Raw genomic sequence first — 18203 nt, 5'->3', positions numbered from 1 at the left:
TTTCTGGCCGCAACTAATAACGGTAACCACGTAATAATTCACCACCGGAGCGCACCAGATCACTTAACACCTGACGATTGGCCGATACCAGCTCGCTGCCCTGACGCGTTTCCCGGGCAATGTTGCGGATACGGGCAACATTATGACTGACCTCTTCAATGACGTTACTTTGCTGCAATACCGTATCCGCGACCTGAGCGATGCGCGCAGCCACCGCATTTACATCGTCGGTGGCCTGCTGCAAGCCATCGCCGGTGGTTTCAGCAAAACCGCGTCCGTCATGGGCCTGCTGTACGCTGCGCTGCATCACAGTTACCGCTTTTAATGCCTCACTTTGCAGCGCCTCCGTCATGCTCTGAATCTCTTCCGTCGACTCGTGAGTACGTTGTGCCAGCGAGCGTACTTCATCGGCCACCACGGCAAAGCCGCGCCCGGATTCCCCCGCCCGGACGGCTTCGATCGCCGCATTTAACGCCAACAAATTCGTTTGTTCAGAAATATTACGGATAACATCCAGGATGCTGTCGATTTGTTGCAGGTCCTGTTCCAGTTTACTGACCACCGCCGCCGCATGATCAACCGATTCAGAAGCCTGTGTCACAGCTTCTACGGTACGGTTCATTTTATCGTTAGAATCACCAATCTGCTGCCTGACCGCCGCCGTCAGCTGATGAGTATCGCTGGTGTTAGCCGACACCTCCTGCAGGGTTGCTGACAGCTCTTCCACCGCCGATGCCAGGGAATCGGTTTCAGCGTACTGTTGATCCATTCCGCCTTCCGTCTGGGCTGCCACTACTTCTGCCTGCTCCACCGATGCAACAATACGCTCATTGGCGTCCCGGTTATGACGAATCAGTTCACGGAAAGTCACCAGTAACTGGCTGAAGGAACGATTCAGTTTGCCCAGTTCATCTTTACGCCGCTGATCACTGGCCTCCACCTGCAGATTACCCTGCGCCACCTGACTCATCAGCGCCACCATAGCTTCCAGCGGCTGAATAATATTACGCGCTAACAGCGCAGCCAGTAGCAGTACCGCTGCAATGACCAGAATAAATATCAACAACGAACGCTGAGTTAAATCGATAAACTGCGCCTGCACGTCGGTCAGATACACCCCGGTACCAATAATCCAGCCCCAGGGCGCAAATTCTTTAACGTACGACACTTTATCCGCCGGCTGATCAAACTGCGGGCCCTGATAACGGTAATTCACAAAGCCGCCACCAGCGGCTAACACAGCGTCGCGCATCGCCTGCCAGTGCAGCTGACCATCACCATCCCGTACCTGGCTCATATCTTTGCCTTCACGCTGGGGTTTCATCGGATGCATCAGCAAGGTCAGCTGGTGATTATTAACCCAGAAATACCCTTTACCCTCGTCGTAACGTAATGCCCGCAACGCCTCAAAAGCACGTTGCTTAGCCAGCTCGTCACCAAGCTGATCACGTTGCTGATAATAATGATCCACCAGCGCCACGGCGTTATCCACCAGATGGCGGATCTGCTGCTGGCGGCCATCAATTAATAACGAACGACTCTGATAAGCCGCAAATAACTGCACCAGTAAGGCACCGGCCAGTGCCACGGCCACCAGCCCCCATAATTTATTCCGTACGCCGATATGGCTGAGAAAATTCATACTGACTATCCTGAATTTTTATCATTCCGATCAGTATAGAAGGCAAGTGGCAGAGTTCCGGCCTTAATCTGCTTTTTTATCAATAAAGTACTTTATCATGATCTGCATCAGCTCATGGCAGGCGCGCTTTTTTCTCTGCCTGCTCCAGCTGGTTATCCCACTCCGCGCGGGATTGCATAAATAAATGGGCATCGGCGGTTTGCCTCAGTGGTGTATCGAGACTTCCGGCCGGCACCACCAACAGCCTGCCGTCCAGCTGCAACCCAGGCAGAGCCGAACCACAGTTAATACAAAACTGCTTACTGTGAGCACTGCCTGGCAGGGTATACACCCGGTACAGCTCCTCACCTTTCAGCCAGCTCAGCCGGGCGGTGGTAGAAAACAAATTGGCGGCATGAGCCGAGCCCGTATCTTTGCGGCAATGCTGGCAGTGGCATAAATAAAACTGCTCAAAGCAGCCATGAATTTCGAACGCAACGGCACCACATAAACAGGAGCCGGAATGATAATTTGCGGCGGGCATAACCTTCTTCCCTGACAATAAAACCTCACTTTACGTGCCGTGTTCACCAAGCTCAATCACCCGGCACAGAAAAATAAAAACATCAGCCAAACAAACGGATATTTTCCGCCGCCAGCGGGAATTGCTGGCCTGATGGGCATTGGTCTGGCTGTCGATACCATTAACGACCAGAGTATCGGCGTGAAGGATTTTCAATTTGAACTTTATTGTTTCTCAAGTGCCAGCGGCGCGACTTTGGGGTAGAATGCCCGCCTGAAATTTTCTCCTAAAAAACTCAACCATTGAGTCAATTTTTCATACGAGCCATACCTAAGAGGATAGCTGCATGTTTAGCCGTGATATGAACATTGCCGATTTCGACCCAGCCTTATGGGAAGCAATGCAGGCAGAAGACGCACGCCAGGAACACCATATTGAACTGATCGCGTCTGAAAACTACACCAGCCCTCGTGTAATGGAAGCCCAGGGCTCCCAGCTGACCAACAAATACGCCGAAGGTTATCCAGGCAAGCGTTATTACGGTGGTTGTGAGCACGTTGACGTGATCGAACAGCTGGCCATCGACCGCGCCAAAGAACTGTTCGGCGCACCGTACGCCAACGTACAGCCACACTCCGGCTCTCAGGCCAACGCTGCCGTTTATATGGCTCTGTGCCAACCAGGCGACACCATTCTGGGTATGAGCCTGGCACACGGTGGTCACCTGACTCACGGTGCGGCGGTATCTTTCTCTGGCCGTATCTACAACGCTGTTCAGTATGGTCTGAACCCGGAAACCGGCGAAATCGATTACGCTGAAGTTGAACGTCTGGCTAAAGAACACAAGCCTAAGATGATTGTGGCTGGTTTCTCGGCTTACTCGCGCGTGGTGGACTGGAACAAGTTCCGCGAAATCGCCGATGCCGTAGGTGCCTACCTGTTCGTTGATATGGCCCACGTTGCTGGTCTGATCGCTGCTGGCGTATACCCTTCTCCGGTTGGTATCGCTGACGTTGTAACTACAACGACTCACAAAACTCTGCGTGGTCCTCGTGGTGGTCTGATCCTGGCGAAAGAAGACGAAGAGCTGAACAAGAAGCTGAACTTTGCGGTATTCCCTGAATCTCAGGGTGGCCCACTGATGCACGTCATCGCTGCTAAGGCCGTGTGCTTCAAAGAAGCTATGTCTGAAGAGTACAAAACTTATCAGGCACAGGTAGTTAAAAACGCTCAGGCGATGGCCAACACCTTCATCAGCCGCGGAATCAACGTGGTTTCCGGCGGTACCGACGATCACCTGTTCCTGGTTGACCTGATTGGTAAAGAGTACACAGGTAAAGATGCTGACGCCGCTCTGGGCCGTGCCAACATCACTGTGAACAAAAACTCTGTTCCAAACGATCCTCGTTCTCCATTCGTTACTTCTGGCCTGCGTATCGGTTCCCCAGCCGTAACCAGCCGTGGTTTCAAAGAAGCCGAGTGTACCGACCTGGCGAACTGGATCTGCGACGTACTGGATGCGCTGGAAAACGGCAATTCAGAAGCTGTAGAAGCAGAAGTAAAAGCCAAAGTTTTGGCTGTCTGTGAGAAGCTGCCGGTTTACAAATAAACCGACCTCTGGTTTCAGAACCGTTTAAACAACACCCCGCCAGATTATTCTGCCGGGGTGTTTTTAGTTACGTTAGGGTTATTAGTTATCTGACAGTTTATTTATTACAGGAATTCTTCCAACATAACTCCTGGTAGCTAAAACTCATAACAAATCAATCCTCCTTGAGATAACAGCCGTACTTTTCTCTCTCTTTATTATTTATAAGAGGAGTCATTCTAAGCTTCCAGTCAAAATCCTTATAGGGAACATAGTTATACCAGTAGTCAGGGTCGGTCTGGCGCTTTTTAAACTCCCTTTCGCTCATATGAATAATCCGTAACCGCTGGGTTTTCTCCCACCCCGGAAACTCATATACTTTGGTTTTATCTAAGTTCATTTCTGATAACAGCGGAAGGTGGAATATATTCTCAAATACGGAGATATCATTATCATACAGATTAAGATCTTCCAGGCAGTTCAGGTTTTCCAGACCTTCTATCTTTTTGATATCGGTGATTGCTAAAATCAGTTCATTCAGTTTTGGCAGACCTTCCAGATGCTCAATCCGTTTTATCGGCGATTCAATTACACTGATCGTCTTCAGAAATGGTTTATTCTGAACACCATCCAGTGACGTAATGTTTGCATATGAAATAAAAATATAATTAAGATTTTTTAAAGACCGAATAGCCGATATACTTTTTATAGGGACTTTGAATAATCGTAGATTTTTCAATTCTTTAAGGTATTTCAACTCATCAATTTTAGTCATACCTGGAGAATTTCGAATAGACAAATACTCAAGCTTTGTAAGTTTTGACAAAAAACTGGAATCTGATATTTCAAATGACCTAATCTCAAGGTCTTTTAAATCAGTTAATCTTTCAATGCTACTGAAATTAGTCGATTTTTTTCCACCGCTGAATATGAATCTGGTTAAACCTTCAGGTAGCATCGACAAATCATACTCATCGTTGTCATTAACCCATAAGTATAGAAATTTTAGTCTCTCAAGCCCCTTTAAAAAGGATATACTATAGATATTACGAGCCTCTAGGTCCAGCCACTTAATATTATTAAATTTAAATTTCGACAAGTCGTCACCATAAAAATCTATTGAAAGATGTTGTATATTTTTAAATCCGGAAACATCCATGATGCTATCTATTACCGTCTCCCCCAGGTTTATATATTCAATAGAAGACTCTTTCTTTACATCAATATCTCTAATTTTACAGGGATCACATTCAAAAACTTTTATATTCTTAAAATCCGATAGCATACTAAGATCAGAGAATTCAGAAAAACTCAGATTAAGATACCAGATATCACCATTATTATTTAATGCATATTGATATGGTAAAAAATATTCGTAAAAAAAACCGGCCTTATCGAAAACAACTAATTCTTCTTCATCCATAATTTCATTGTTATTTTTATCACGTAACAAATTACCATTATTATTAGATATAAAAACCTTCCCCAATGCATCAGTTACCGGACCAAACTTTTCTTCCGGCACACCTAAATGTGCTGCTAACTTTTTTATCTGTGCTGCGTCATGTTCGGAAATGGGCACATCATGGTGCATAAATTTCTGAGCATGACCAAGACCCGATACCAGCAATAATAAGGTAAAAACGAGTATTGATTTAAAATTAAATTTTCCCATAAATGTTCACTGAAATTTAGTTATTGATAATAATCAATCTTCCTTGAGATAACAGCCGTATTTCTTACGCTCATCATTTGTAATATATGGGTTCATTCTTAGCTTAAGATCAAATTCTTTATAAGGAACATCACGATACCAGTAATCCGGGTCGGTCTGGCGCTTTTTAAACTCCCTTTCATTCATATGAATAATCCGTAAGCGCTGGGTTTTCTCCCACCCCGGAAACTCATATACTTTGGTTTTATCTAAGTTCATTTCTGATAACAACGGAAGGTGGAATATATTCTCAAATACCGAGATATCATTATCGTACAGATTAAGATCTTCCAGGCAGTTCAGGTTTTCCAGACCTTCTATCTTTTTGATATCGGTGATCGCTAAAATCAGTTCATTCAGTTTTGGCAGACCTTCCAGATGCTCAATCCGTTTTATCGGCGATTCAATTACACTGATCGTCTTCAGAAATGGTTTATTCTGAACACCATCCAGTGACGTAATGTTTGCATATGAAATAAAAATATAATTAAGATTTTTTAAAGACCGAATAGCCGATATACTTTTTATAGGGACTTTGAATAATCGTAGATTTTTCAATTCTTTAAGGTATTTCAACTCATCAATTTTAGTCATACCTGGAGAATTTCGAATAGACAAATACTCAAGCTTTGTAAGTTTTGACAAAAAACTGGAATCTGATATCTCAAACGACCTAATTTCAAGGTCTTTTAAATCAGTTAATCTTTCAATGCTACTGAAATTAGTCGATTTTTTTCCACCGCTGAATATGAATCTGGTTAAACCTTCAGGTAGCATCGACAAATCATACTCATCGTTGTCATTAACCCATAAGTATAGAAATTTTAGTCTCTCAAGCCCCTTCAAAAAGGATATACTATAGATATTACGAGCCTCTAGGTCCAGCCACTTAATATTATTAAATTTAAATTTCGACAAGTCGTCACCATAAAAATCTATTGAAAGATGTTGTAGATTTTTAAATCCGGAAACATCCGTGATTCTTTCTATCTCTGTCACCCCAAGATTTAAATATTCAATAGAAGACTCGTTCTTTATGTCAACATCTCTAATTTTACAGGAGTGACATTCAAAAACTTTTAGATTTTTAAAACCTGATAACATACCAAGATCTGAGAAGTCAGAAAAACTCATATTAAGATACCAGATGTCACCATTATTATCTAATGCGTATTGATATGTTATTAAATAGTTATGGAAAATACCTGCCTTATCATAAAAAACTGGCTCTTCTTCATCCATAATTTTATTATTGTTTTTATCACGTAACAAATTACCATTATTATTAGATATAAAAACCTTCCCCAATGCATCAGTTGCCGGACCAAACTTTTCTTCTGGCACACCTAATTGTGCTGCTAACTTCTTTATCTGCGCTGCGTCATGTTCGGAAATGGGCACATCATGGTGCATAAATTTCTGAGCATGACCAAGACCCGATACCAGCAATAATAAGGTAAAAACGAGTATTGATTTAAAATTCAATTTTTCCATAAATGTTCACTGAAACTTAGTTATTGATAATAATCAATCTTCCTTGAGATAACAGCCGTACTTTTCTCTCTCTTTATTATTTATAAGAGGAGTCATTCTAAGCTTCCAGTCAAAATCCTTATAAGGAACATAGTTATACCAGTAGTCAGGGTCGGTCTGGCGCTTTTTAAACTCCCTTTCATTCATATGAATAACCCGTAACCGCTGAGTTTTCTCCCACCCCGGAAACTCATATACTTTGGTTTTATCTAAGTTCATTTCTGATAACAGCGGAAGGTGGAATATATTCTCAAATACCGAGATATCATTATCATACAGATTAAGATCTTCCAGGCAGTTCAGGTTTTCCAGACCTTCTATTTTTTTGATATCGGTGTTCACTAGAATCAGCTCATTCAGTTTTGGCAGACCTTCCAGATGCTCAATCCGTTTTATTGGCGATGCAATCACACTGATTTTCTTCAAAAATGGTTTATTCTGAACACCATCCAGTGATGTAAGGTTCGTATCTGAAATGCCTATATGCTTAAGATTTTTTAATGATCGTATAGCCGAGATACTGTCAATAGGGATCCGGACTAAATGGATTTCTTCCAGATGATCAAGAAATTCCAATCCATCAACTTTATTAATATTTGGAGAATCGCTAATAAATAAATATTCTAAGTTTTTAAGCTTTGACAAAAAACTGGTATTTGATAATGCATCCGACCTCAAGTCTAGATCTTTTAAATTAGTTAATCTTCCAATACTACTGAAATTAGTTGATTTTTCGCCACCGCCAAGTATAAACCTGGTTAAACCTTCAGGTAGCATCGACAAATCATACTCATCATTATCATTAACCCACAGGTATAGAAATTTAAGGCTATCAAAGTCTTTTAAAAAGGAAATATTATCAATATTATGAGCTTTAAGATCCAGCCACTTAATATTATTAAATTTAAATTTCGACAAGTCATTACCATAAAAATCTATTGAAAGATGTTGTAGATTTTTAAATCCGGAAACATCAGTAATGCTTTCTATCGATGCCCCTCCCAGGTTTAAATATTCAATGGAAGACTCTCGTTTTAAATTAATATCTCTAGTTTTACAGGAGTGACATTCAAAAACTTTTAGATTTTTAAAACCTGATAACATACTAAGATCTGAGAAGTCAGAGAAGCTCATATTAAGATACCAGATATCACCATTACTATTTAATGCGTATTGATATGTTATTAAATAATTATAAAAAATACCTGCCTTATCAAAAACAACTAATTCTTCTTCATCCATAATTCCATTGTTATTTTTATCACGTAACAAGTTACCATTACTATTAGATATAAAAACCTTACCTGATGCATCAGTTGCCGGACCAAACCTTTCTTCCGGCACGCCTAAACGTGCTGCTAACTTCTTTATCTGCGCTGCGTCATGTTCGGAAATGGGCACATCATGGTGCATAAATTTCTGAGCATGACCAAGACCCGAAACCAGCAATAATAAGGTAAAAACGAGTATTAATTTAAAGTTAAATTTTTCCATAAATATTCACTGAAACTTAGTTATTGATAATAATCAATCTTCCTTGAGATAACAGCCGTATTTCTTACGCTCATCATTTGTAATATATGGGTTCATTCTTAGCTTAAGATCAAATTCTTTATAAGGAACATCACGATACCAGTAATCCGGGTCGGTCTGGCGCTTTTTAAACTCCCTTTCATTCATATGAATAATCCGTAACCGCTGGGTTTTCTCCCACCCCGGAAACTCATATACTTTGGTTTTATCTAAGTTCATTTCTGATAACAGCGGAAGGTGGAATATATTCTCAAATACGGAGATATCATTATCATACAGATTAAGATCTTCCAGGCAGTTCAGGTTTTCCAGACCTTCTATCTTTTTGATATCGGTGTTCACTAGAATCAGCTCATTCAGCTTTGGTAGACCTTCCAGGTGCTCAATCCGTTTTATTGGCGATGCAATCACACTGATTTTCTTCAAAAATGGTTTATTCTGAACACCATCCAGTGATGTAAGGTTCGTATCTGAAATGCCTATATGCTTAAGATTTTTTAATGATCGTATAGCCGAGATACTGTCAATAGGGATCCGGACTAAATGGATTTCTTCCAGATTATCAAGAAATTCCAATCCATCAACTTTATTAATATTTGGAGAATCGCTAATAAATAAATATTCTAAGTTTTTAAGCTTTGACAAAAAACTGGTATTTGATAATGCATCCGACCTCAAGTCTAGATCTTTTAAATCAGTTAATCTTCCGATACTACTGAAATTAGTTGATTTTTCGCCACCGCTGAGTATGAATCTGGTTAACCCCTCAGGCAACATTGACAAATCATACGCATCATCGTCATTAACCCATAGATATAGATATTTGAGCCTCTCAAAGCTTTTTAAGAAAGATATATTATTGATATTACGAGATTTGAGATCCAGCCACCTAATATTATCAAGTTTAAAATTTGACAAGTCACTACCATAATAATCCAGTGAAATATATTGTAGCTTTTTAAATCCGGAAACATCAGTGATGCTATCTATCGCTGTCACCCCAAGACTTAAATATTCAATGGAAGATTCTCGTTTTAAATCAATATCTCGGACTTTACAGGAGTGACACTTAAAAACTTTTAGATTTTTAAAACCCGACAACATACTAAAATCTGAAAAATCAGAAAAACTCAGGTCAATATACCAGATATCACCATTATTATTTAATGCATATTGATACGGCATCAAATAACTTAAAAAAACACCTGCTTTATATTCAAGAACTGATTCTTCTTCATCCATAATGTCATTATTATTTTTGTCACGTAACAAGTTACCATTATTATTAGATATAAAAACCTTCCCTAATGCATCAGTTGCCGGACCAAACTTTTCTTCCGGCACGCCTAAACGTGCTGCTAACTTTTTTATCTGTGCTGCGTCATGTTCGGAAATTGGCACATCATGGTGCATAAATTTCTGAGCATGACCAAGACCCGATACCAGCAATAATAAGGTAAAAACGAGTATTGATTTAAAATTAAATTTTTCCATAAATGTTCACTGAAATTTAGTTATTGATAATAATCAATCTTCCTTGAGATAACAGCCGTACTTTTCTCTCTCTTTATTATTTATAAGAGGAGTCATTCTAAGCTTCCAGTCAAAATCCTTATAGGGAACATAGTTATACCAGTAGTCAGGGTCGGTCTGGCGCTTTTTAAACTCCCTTTCATTCATATGAATAATCCGTAAGCGCTGGGTTTTCTCCCACCCCGGAAACTCATATACTTTGGTTTTATCTAAGTTCATTTCTGATAACAGCGGAAGGTGGAATATATTCTCAAATACCGAGATATCATTATCGTACAGATTAAGATCTTCCAGGCAGTTCAGGTTTTCCAGACCTTCTATTTTTTTGATATCGGTGTTCACTAGAATCAGCTCATTCAGTTTTGGCAGACCTTCCAGATGCTCAATCCGTTTTATTGGCGATGCAATCACACTGATCGTCTTCAAAAAGGGTTTATTCTGAACACCATCCAGTGATGTAATATTCGTATCTGAAATATCTATATGCTTAAGATTTTTTAATGATCGTATAGCCGAGATACTGTCAATAGGGATCCGGACTAAATAGATTTCTTCCAGATTATCAAGAAATTCCAATCCATCAACTTTATTAATATTTGGAGAATCGCTAATAAATAAATATTCTAAGTTTTTAAGCTTTGACAAAAAACTGGTATTTGATAATGCATCCGACCTCAAGTCTAGATCTCTTAAATCAGTTAATCTTCCGATACTACTGAAATTAGTTGATTTTTCGCCACCGCTGAGTATGAATCTGGTTAACCCCTCAGGTAACATTGACAAATCATACTCATCATCGTCATTAACCCATAGATATAGATATTTGAGCCTCTCAAAGCTTTTTAAGAAAGATATATTATTGATATTACGAGCTTTGAGATCCAGCCACCTAATATTATCAAGTTTAAAATTTGATAAGTCATTACCATAATAATCCAGTGAAATATATTGTAGCTTTTTAAATCCGGAAACATCCGTGATGCTATCTATCACCGTCTCCCCCAGGTTTATATATTCAATAGAAGACTCTTTCTTTACATCAATATCTTTAATTTTACAGGGGTCACATTCAAAAACTTTTAGATTTTTAAAACCTGATAACATACTAAGATCTGAGAAGTCAGAAAAACTCATATTAAGATACCAGATATCACCATCATCACTTAATGCATATTGATACGGCATCAAATAACTTAAAAAAACACCTGCTTTATATTCAAGAACTGATTCTTCTTCATCCATAATGTCATTGTTATTTTTATCACGTAACAAGTTACCATTACTATTAGATATAAAAACCTTCCCTGATGCATCAGTTGCCGGACCGAACTTTTCTTCCGGCACACCTAAATGTGCTGCTAACTTTTTTATTTGTGCTGCGTCATGTTCGGAAATGGGCACATCATGGTGCATAAATTTCTGAGACCAGGCATATGGAGCCAGCAGCAGATAGATAAATACTATAAAAACTCTCCTACTCATATAAACACTACTCATATAAACACCACTTATTTAACAAAAAACTATAAAAATCATTTTATTCAGGTCAGATAATTAGCCGGGTATTTTTCAAAACTCAATTTATTAAATTCTTCCCAGGATTCACCATAAATTGCATCCTGATTTCTGAAGTATTCATGATCCATTGATATAATCTTTGCGCCTTCCCGGTCTTTTATTTCAAGCTCTTCGCTTATACCATCAGCCGGAATATATTCACCCCGAATCATTTCCCGGGCTACTTCAGAATAACGCTTGCCACTGGAGAATCCATGACCTTCATTAACCGGGTCTGATATATGATTATAAAAATCAACTATATCTTTAACATTTGCAGTAAGCCGAACATCGGCCGACTTGTGCCTTGGATAAACCCGGGTTGTTTCAGTAGGAGCGACACCGATATCGACAATTTTTTCAATCATAGCAACAGGATATCCCTGAAGATACATAGGCACAATCGCTCGCCAGCTTAATGTTAACCACTTAATATCTTTTGATAATGAAAAAACGCTATTATAAGATTCATTGTAGTCAGGCGGTAAGTTATCTTCATACAGATCATGGCATTTTCGACCTGTATATGAAACCTCTGATTCTTTTATTTTGTCAAAATAGTGATTATATATAAAGTGCAAGTTTTCCCGGGTAAGCTCCTGGTAAATGGTGTAACCATCATATACCGTCAATAAAAATAACACGATATTAACACCAGGAATCGCATAACCTAATGCAGTGACTGCAGATTTTTGTGCAACTCTTTTACTGACGGCTTCTAATGCATGGCTTAATATAATCAGTGAGCCTTCTGCTACTTTAATATTCGCTTTAGCATCTTCACCTTTGACATACTCTTCAATCGCTGCAAAGTAAGACAACACCCCGGCTAATGCACCAATATACGGTGCTATTTTTTCTGGATTTATAGCCGCCAATGCTGATGAATATTCTTTACCCAGAATATGCCTGCTGATATCAAAACCTGTCATCGTCTGTAACAGACGATGAGCAACTCCAACGGAGTAAATCAGCTCGGATACAGCTAGCATTGCTTTCATTGACGATTCAATATAATTATCACTGTCAAATGAATCTTTAGCTGTTTTTAATGCATGAAAATGATAACTCAGTGTAACGACCTGCATTAGAATCTTATACCAGCTTTGGCTATTAGCCTTATAAATGGTACTTGCCAGATCCGGAGAGGGATTCCCACGAATGTTATCAGAAGCAAGGCTATTGAGAACAGATCGTGTTTCACTATCGACTCTGATCTTACTTATACCATCTATCCTGCGTAGTGATTTTATATAATCTTTTTTCTTATCTCCTGGGGCACTCGCGATATAACCGGTAATAACGATACTTTGTAAAAATGAAAAGGGCAGCCGCTTGCCATCGATTTCAGAAATGCCACACAAACGAAATAACGCCAGTGGAAATCGTATTTCAAACCCTCCTTTATCACGCGACATTTTTAATGCTATTTCATTATTATAAAGATTAATCAGACTCTGAACCAGGCTCTGAGGTCCGGGAGAATTATGAAAAATACCGGATGCGTATTTTTTCCACTGAAATAAAGCCCAGAGAACCGGATTACAATTATCCGGATGAAGATGATCATCTTCAATATCAGACAGTCTTTCCCTTTCTTTATTCAATGAATCCTTAACAGCTAAATTTATTTTTCTAAATCCAGAATCAGTATACCCGGTAATTTCAATATATTTTTTACCTTTTAAAATTGTTTTATTAAAATCCGATCGTACATCTTCCTCTTCAGAAATATTTTCAACATCATTTATTCTGGAAATCAGATCAAACGCATCCTCAATCCAGGTATTCCATACATCTTCCCTTAAACTGGTTTTTGATAACGCCACAAAACACTCTTTCAGTGTTTCAAATATATGCCCCCAGAATGGCTCTCTCTCCATATAGGGTCCGGAATTCAGCAATGATTCCGGCTCTGAACTTTCTTCGTTTTGAGTATTAGAGTGCTTCAGATACAGGCGAAGTTCTTCCAGAAACTCATCATTTTTTATCGTTTTCCACAGTTCTTCGGCGGCGGCTTCAAGCTCCTCTACATCTGAGGTATGAATAAACTCTGCATCATCGTCAACATTGACCAGACGATCTGTAATCCCGGCGTAGAGTTTATCTATTTCTTCGAGTAACTTCCCGTTAGTCGCATACTCTTCTGAGTCCCGCCTCCCTCCCGGAAAATCGTAATGCATCTGAGCGGTCATGCGCATGGCGCTGAGTGTTTCCAGATTCTCAGAATGAACTTTAACTTTAAGCTCCAGATTTTTTATTTCGCCATTAAGACGATCCAGCTTTTTTGTTATACGCCGATCCCACTCTGGCAGAGTGCAGTGCAACCGGATTGCTTCCGGCTCTTTCTCTTCATTATCGCTAACCGGGACAAACCCACTCCAGGCAGGAGAGTTATCTTCTTCTGCCATCTCAATCAGATTTTTTGTCTTGAAATTTCCACGATTTACCGGGTAAGCAAAAAAACCATACTTACGATCAGTGTAAAAATATTGTGTACTCATAGATTTAAAATATGAGTCGTCCTGCAAAGAAAGCTCCTCTTCAATTTTCTCTTTATCTCCATGGTAATACCCATGCCGTATGTAACTATGGAGAATCCGAACAGGCGTATTCAGTGCTGGCATTTCTTTATTCTGACCAAGCCTCTCAATCTGATTGTAATCTGACAACAGCCTTTCTATATATTTAGAGTCATACCATTCAGACCATGAATTTTCGAGATACTCACGCGTTTTTTTAGCGTAATCGGGATCCAGATTACCTGATTTAAGATCAAAGAACCCCAGATCTTTCGCAATGCTCCGTATATCCCATCCACCATATATTTTATTCGGCTTAATTTCGATGGTTGCATTATCAATATCGATATCATGAAACTTTTTTTCTAAATCAGCAATTTCCAGCGACTGAATGAGATAGCCATATTCATCAGTCAGACCAATGCCAAGTGGTAGCATTGTTTTTGTTTTCTGGAAAAAATCCAGATCAATTTCTGCAGTAGCCAATTGATCCTGAAGTTTGTCTTCTCCATACATCCAATAAAGGATATAGGTATCTGCCACTGGCTCATCAGGATTGTCGTCGTATACAAATCTGACCCGGGTACTCAGCTGTTCGACAGCAATATGACAACTCCCTGCGAGGATCTCCAGATTATCCGATGGATCTGATAGCTGCGACACCATATGAATCCGATTATATTCCCCAATAGCCATCGGCTTCAGAAATTTTTTGAACCATCCTTTGTCTTTTTCTGTCGCCGGTATGTCCTCCTGCTGTAATTGCTTCCAGTCAGGTGAACTGCCATTACCAATATACGCGGTTTTTTGAAGCTCACGTGTAAATTCTTCCAGCTGGTATTCCAGATCTGAACTTTCAATATATTGATATGAACAAAGCTCCTCCAGTGGATAATCACCATTTTTGGTAATATCATTCATTTTTTCCAGTGTTTTCTTATAAAAATTCAACCGATGCTTGTTGTTATCAACAATTTTTATGTAACGCTGACGCAGAATATCATTATCACCATATTCTTCTTTTCTTTCTTCGAGCTGAGTTTCAGCTGTTTTTATCAACACGTCATAAAATGCAATTTTCTTACGATAATATTCAAAATTCCGTATTATTTCTTCCAGAGAGCTGGACATATCAGTTCCTTTAATACTATATATGACAGTTATAAATTTGGATTTTCCAGAAAATCTTCGACGTCTTTACTGCCTGCCAATGAAAATCTTTCACTAATATTGTTGATTTGCCCTGAGTACCGATTCATATCGGATGCAACAGTTCTCTCAACCGGAAATCCTAACTGCCTCATTCTTTCCCGCTTTCCGCTCTCTTCATCAACAGGGTCAAGCTCCGACAATTTCAACGTCAGATACCGCACTAAAGACGGTTGATTCTTATATGGAAAATAGCTTACGACGGCTTTTGTTGTTTTAGCAGGTATTTTTTTTTGTATAAAACCATCGCTATCCGTTGTCTGGTTTTCTTCCGTAGTGATCGCATCCTTATTTCCATCATCAAAAAAAGAAATGTTATATGGGATATCAGCGAGCGGATTCAATTTACGATCAACTAACCTGACAGAAAGATAGTTTTTACGGTTTTTAAGAACGTATTTATGTTTTTTATTCGTTTGCGCCGTTTTACGGTACTTGTCTTTATCAGGAATATGAACTTTATCACCCGGTAATAAACAATGGGGGTTAGTCCTCAGTTTCCTGAAAGATTCATTTTCTGGTGTATCATATATTATCCGCCAATCGGAAAAACCATACTGACGAGCAATCGTCATCATGCATTCTCCCTGCCGGACTGTATGCGTTTTCATGCTTGCTGAGCCTCCTGCTCTGTCATTACACCGGCCCCATCAAACCCGGGAAAGAAAACCTGCGCCTCCAGCTCATCAATCCCTTCTACTCTGGCCCGTCCCTGATCATCCAGCTCCCCTTCGGCATACAGCTCGTCATTCAGATCAAACACCTGATAACGGGCAAAGGCCTCTGGAATATCATCCTCATCAACCAGTTCTATCTCCAGATAATGATTAGGCACTTCATAGGTAACTTCATGCACAATCACGTCATCATTACGGGTATAGGTATTACTGATACTTAAAGGAGCAATCAGATCGGCAGCAACCGACGCTTTAAGGTTTTTATTATCGTTCAGGTCTTTACGAACGTCTTTCTGCCGCTCGCGGATAACAAAAGCTTCAAAACTGTCACCCTGCTCAGCCCGGAATACCCGGCTTTCGCTATTCCAGATTAAGTCGTTGATCTGTTTAACAGGAACCCGTTCTTTATTGGTGTTCAGCACCACCAGAGTCACAGGCACTTCTGCGGGTAGCTCACAACCTTTGGCTGCTTCGATGTTGACAACGAACTGATGTCTTTCTTTTACCTTCGGCTGTGCTGCCGGATTCTTCTGAACCGCCGATGGAGCTGCTTTACGCACCACAACGGGTTTAGGTGGACGCAGAGTCTGCAGCAGAAACTGCAGTTTATTGCGGATCGCCGGTTTAACATAGCTATACACCTGCCAGTGACCGTTGTAACCATAAAAGCTGTCTGACGCCTGAGTCTCCTCACTCTCTTGCCAGAACACTAAGGGGCGGATCGGTTTCTCGTTAATAGTATGAACATAAAATGCCTCGCCCTGTTCCAGGCTGCGTAACACATATTGCGAGAGTTCTTCCGTGCTGACACCGCTCTGCCTTAACCAGTCACTGAAGTTAGATACCGAGTGACGATTGTAACTCTGAACACCAGCCTGGTGATGGTTGGCGGCTGCCTCAACCTGTGAGCGCACAAAGAAGGGATCTTCTAATTGGGGTAAATGACGCCATGCCAGCATCGCGGGGGAAATAAGTTCGGCCATAACAACAGCTCTATCGTCCTTGAAAGCAGAAGTGTCGGATGGCAGGCACTTTAATGGCCGCACAGCACTCGGTCAAGGTAACGGCATTATCATTCAGATATATACAACCTGCGTAGTTTCCCGAATGGCAAAAAGACGCAACAAGCCTTAGTGTTAAAGGACAGTAACTTCGGGATTTCACATGTGGACCATCGGTGCCAGCCGGGTACAGTCGTTAGATGCACAGCCGCATCGCCATCATCATCACCATCATCAGGTGGTGCTTGGCCTGCACGGTGAGGTCTGGTTTGAACTGCCGCCGCGCCAGCAACAGCGTTTTGGCCCGGGGCACGGCTGCCTGTTACCGGGCAACTGCGAACACTCGTTTCATGGTGACAGTGACAACGCGGTGGTGATCATCGACGTCAGCAGCCATGATGGTTCCAATCATCTGATCGACGCCGGTTTATTCGATCAGCTGTTTGCCCAGCCACGCTTTATCGATCTCGACGATAACCTGATCACGCTGGTGCGTAGCCTGGCGCATGAGCTGAGTCAGCGGCCACACGATGTACAGCTGCAACAGCACGTCAGTGGTTTGTTATTACACAGCCTGTTCCACCGGGTAGCCCCCTACCAGGACCCGCAACAGAGTGCCGCCGGGCGGATTGATCTGGCCCTGCTCGATCAGCTGATTGCCAACCGGCTGACGGAGAAGCTCAGCGTTGAGGAGCTGGCCAACGCCTGCCATATGAGCAGCAGTCAGTTTCATTTGCGTTTTCGCCAGTTAACCGGGATGACGCCGTACCAGTACATTTTACAGCAACGGGTACAACAGGCCGCCTGGCTGCTGCAGAACTCTTCGATGACCATTGGTGCTGTCGCCGCTGAAACCGGCTTCGCTAATCAGAGTGCGCTGAATCACGCCATTAAAGCCCGCTTTAATATGTCACCCGGCCAGTTGCGGCAACAGTCGTAAATACCCGTCGCCCAATAATAACAACAGTATCAACAACACTAATTTTTAATCCATCAATAACAATCAGGCAGCGCCCCGGTAAATAAAGCCGTCTTTTATCAACAGAAGTGGTATTTGCGACCAAGGTCGTAAAGGTCGGGTTATTTTTGCCAAATGCCGGAGTTTTTGACAAAAGCCCCGGATTTTTCCACAAGTTTTGACCCTGCCGAACGCGTACCTTTATCTCATTATCCGAAACTTCACGGTGGTAAA

Annotated in this window: 14 protein-coding genes; 3 read left to right on the top strand and 11 right to left on the bottom strand. The window is 41.0% G+C overall.

What is annotated here, in order from left to right:
- Window positions 1-13: 13 nt before the first annotated feature.
- Window positions 14-1642, bottom strand: coding sequence for a methyl-accepting chemotaxis protein (locus tag ACFOMG_RS01240; RefSeq protein WP_376864283.1), 1629 nt, complete (start codon window positions 1640-1642; stop codon window positions 14-16).
- A gap of 112 nt (window positions 1643-1754) precedes the next feature.
- Entirely contained in the window at window positions 1755-2165 is a 411-nt protein-coding gene (locus tag ACFOMG_RS01235) for a GFA family protein (protein ID WP_376864282.1), read from the bottom strand.
- 39 nt (window positions 2166-2204) lie between these two features.
- On the opposite strand from ACFOMG_RS01235, the gene ACFOMG_RS01230 reads away from it, so the two are divergent.
- Window positions 2205-2408: a hypothetical protein gene (locus ACFOMG_RS01230; RefSeq protein WP_376864281.1), complete on the top strand. Its 204-nt coding sequence runs from the start codon at window positions 2205-2207 to the stop codon at window positions 2406-2408.
- 82 nt (window positions 2409-2490) lie between these two features.
- Window positions 2491-3753 (top strand): serine hydroxymethyltransferase, encoded by a 1263-nt coding sequence (gene glyA / locus ACFOMG_RS01225; RefSeq protein ID WP_376864280.1) that lies wholly within the window; start codon window positions 2491-2493, stop codon window positions 3751-3753.
- 154 nt (window positions 3754-3907) lie between these two features.
- On the opposite strand, the gene ACFOMG_RS01220 is transcribed toward glyA, so the two are convergent.
- Genes ACFOMG_RS01220 through ACFOMG_RS01185 form a run of 8 tightly spaced genes read right to left on the bottom strand, consistent with a single transcriptional unit; the run spans window position 3908 to window position 16993 of the window.
- Complete coding sequence (locus ACFOMG_RS01220) at window positions 3908-5407, bottom strand: leucine-rich repeat domain-containing protein (protein ID WP_376864279.1); 1500 nt, start codon at window positions 5405-5407, stop codon at window positions 3908-3910.
- 33 nt (window positions 5408-5440) lie between these two features.
- On the bottom strand, window positions 5441-6940 hold the full coding sequence (locus ACFOMG_RS01215; RefSeq protein ID WP_376864278.1) for a leucine-rich repeat domain-containing protein: 1500 nt from the start codon (window positions 6938-6940) through the stop codon (window positions 5441-5443).
- Between the two features lie 33 nt (window positions 6941-6973).
- A complete protein-coding gene (locus tag ACFOMG_RS01210) occupies window positions 6974-8473 on the bottom strand; it encodes a leucine-rich repeat domain-containing protein (RefSeq protein ID WP_376864277.1) in 1500 nt (499 codons plus the stop codon).
- Between the two features lie 33 nt (window positions 8474-8506).
- Window positions 8507-10006, bottom strand: coding sequence for a leucine-rich repeat domain-containing protein (locus tag ACFOMG_RS01205; protein WP_376864276.1), 1500 nt, complete (start codon window positions 10004-10006; stop codon window positions 8507-8509).
- Between the two features lie 33 nt (window positions 10007-10039).
- Window positions 10040-11542, bottom strand: a complete 1503-nt coding sequence (locus tag ACFOMG_RS01200; RefSeq protein ID WP_376864275.1) for a leucine-rich repeat domain-containing protein — start codon at window positions 11540-11542, stop codon at window positions 10040-10042.
- A 44-nt stretch (window positions 11543-11586) separates the two neighbouring features.
- Complete coding sequence (locus ACFOMG_RS01195; protein WP_376864274.1) at window positions 11587-15255, bottom strand: hypothetical protein; 3669 nt, start codon at window positions 15253-15255, stop codon at window positions 11587-11589.
- Between the two features lie 29 nt (window positions 15256-15284).
- Entirely contained in the window at window positions 15285-15911 is a 627-nt protein-coding gene (locus ACFOMG_RS01190) for a hypothetical protein (protein WP_376864273.1), read from the bottom strand.
- Window positions 15912-15940: 29 nt separating this feature from the next.
- Window positions 15941-16993 carry a hypothetical protein gene (locus ACFOMG_RS01185; RefSeq protein WP_376864272.1) on the bottom strand — a complete coding sequence of 351 codons (1053 nt, stop codon included), beginning with the start codon at window positions 16991-16993 and terminating at the stop codon, window positions 15941-15943.
- A gap of 181 nt (window positions 16994-17174) precedes the next feature.
- On the opposite strand from ACFOMG_RS01185, the gene ACFOMG_RS01180 reads away from it, so the two are divergent.
- A complete protein-coding gene (locus tag ACFOMG_RS01180; protein WP_376864271.1) occupies window positions 17175-17951 on the top strand; it encodes a helix-turn-helix domain-containing protein in 777 nt (258 codons plus the stop codon).
- Here ACFOMG_RS01180 and ACFOMG_RS01175 read toward each other — a convergent pair.
- Complete coding sequence (locus ACFOMG_RS01175; protein ID WP_376864270.1) at window positions 17914-18144, bottom strand: hypothetical protein; 231 nt, start codon at window positions 18142-18144, stop codon at window positions 17914-17916. The two genes, ACFOMG_RS01180 and ACFOMG_RS01175, sit on opposite strands and share 38 nt — an antisense overlap.
- Between the last annotated feature and the right edge of the window lie 59 nt (window positions 18145-18203).

The sequence above is a fragment of the Bacterioplanoides pacificum genome, from assembly GCF_042648445.1.
Lineage (GTDB): Bacteria > Pseudomonadota > Gammaproteobacteria > Pseudomonadales > Oceanobacteraceae > Bacterioplanoides > Bacterioplanoides pacificum.
The sequence above is the reverse complement of the archived record's forward strand: the minus strand, read 5'-3'. Positions and strand labels throughout refer to the sequence as shown.

Bases quoted from the DNA above. Each gene is read 5' to 3' on its own strand.
- ACFOMG_RS01235 (WP_376864282.1), bottom strand. From the start codon at position 2,165: ATGCCCGCCGCAAATTATCATTCCGGCTCCTGTTTATGTGGTGCCGTT.
- ACFOMG_RS01180 (WP_376864271.1), top strand. From the start codon at position 17,175: ATGTGGACCATCGGTGCCAGCCGGGTACAGTCGTTAGATGCACAGCCG.
- glyA (WP_376864280.1), top strand. From the start codon at position 2,491: ATGTTTAGCCGTGATATGAACATTGCCGATTTCGACCCAGCCTTATGG.
- ACFOMG_RS01195 (WP_376864274.1), bottom strand. From the start codon at position 15,255: ATGTCCAGCTCTCTGGAAGAAATAATACGGAATTTTGAATATTATCGT.
- ACFOMG_RS01215 (WP_376864278.1), bottom strand. From the start codon at position 6,940: ATGGAAAAATTGAATTTTAAATCAATACTCGTTTTTACCTTATTATTG.
- ACFOMG_RS01205 (WP_376864276.1), bottom strand. From the start codon at position 10,006: ATGGAAAAATTTAATTTTAAATCAATACTCGTTTTTACCTTATTATTG.
- ACFOMG_RS01190 (WP_376864273.1), bottom strand. From the start codon at position 15,911: ATGATGACGATTGCTCGTCAGTATGGTTTTTCCGATTGGCGGATAATA.
- ACFOMG_RS01185 (WP_376864272.1), bottom strand. From the start codon at position 16,993: ATGGCCGAACTTATTTCCCCCGCGATGCTGGCATGGCGTCATTTACCC.
- ACFOMG_RS01210 (WP_376864277.1), bottom strand. From the start codon at position 8,473: ATGGAAAAATTTAACTTTAAATTAATACTCGTTTTTACCTTATTATTG.
- ACFOMG_RS01220 (WP_376864279.1), bottom strand. From the start codon at position 5,407: ATGGGAAAATTTAATTTTAAATCAATACTCGTTTTTACCTTATTATTG.
- ACFOMG_RS01240 (WP_376864283.1), bottom strand. From the start codon at position 1,642: ATGAATTTTCTCAGCCATATCGGCGTACGGAATAAATTATGGGGGCTG.
- ACFOMG_RS01200 (WP_376864275.1), bottom strand. From the start codon at position 11,542: ATGAGTAGTGTTTATATGAGTAGGAGAGTTTTTATAGTATTTATCTAT.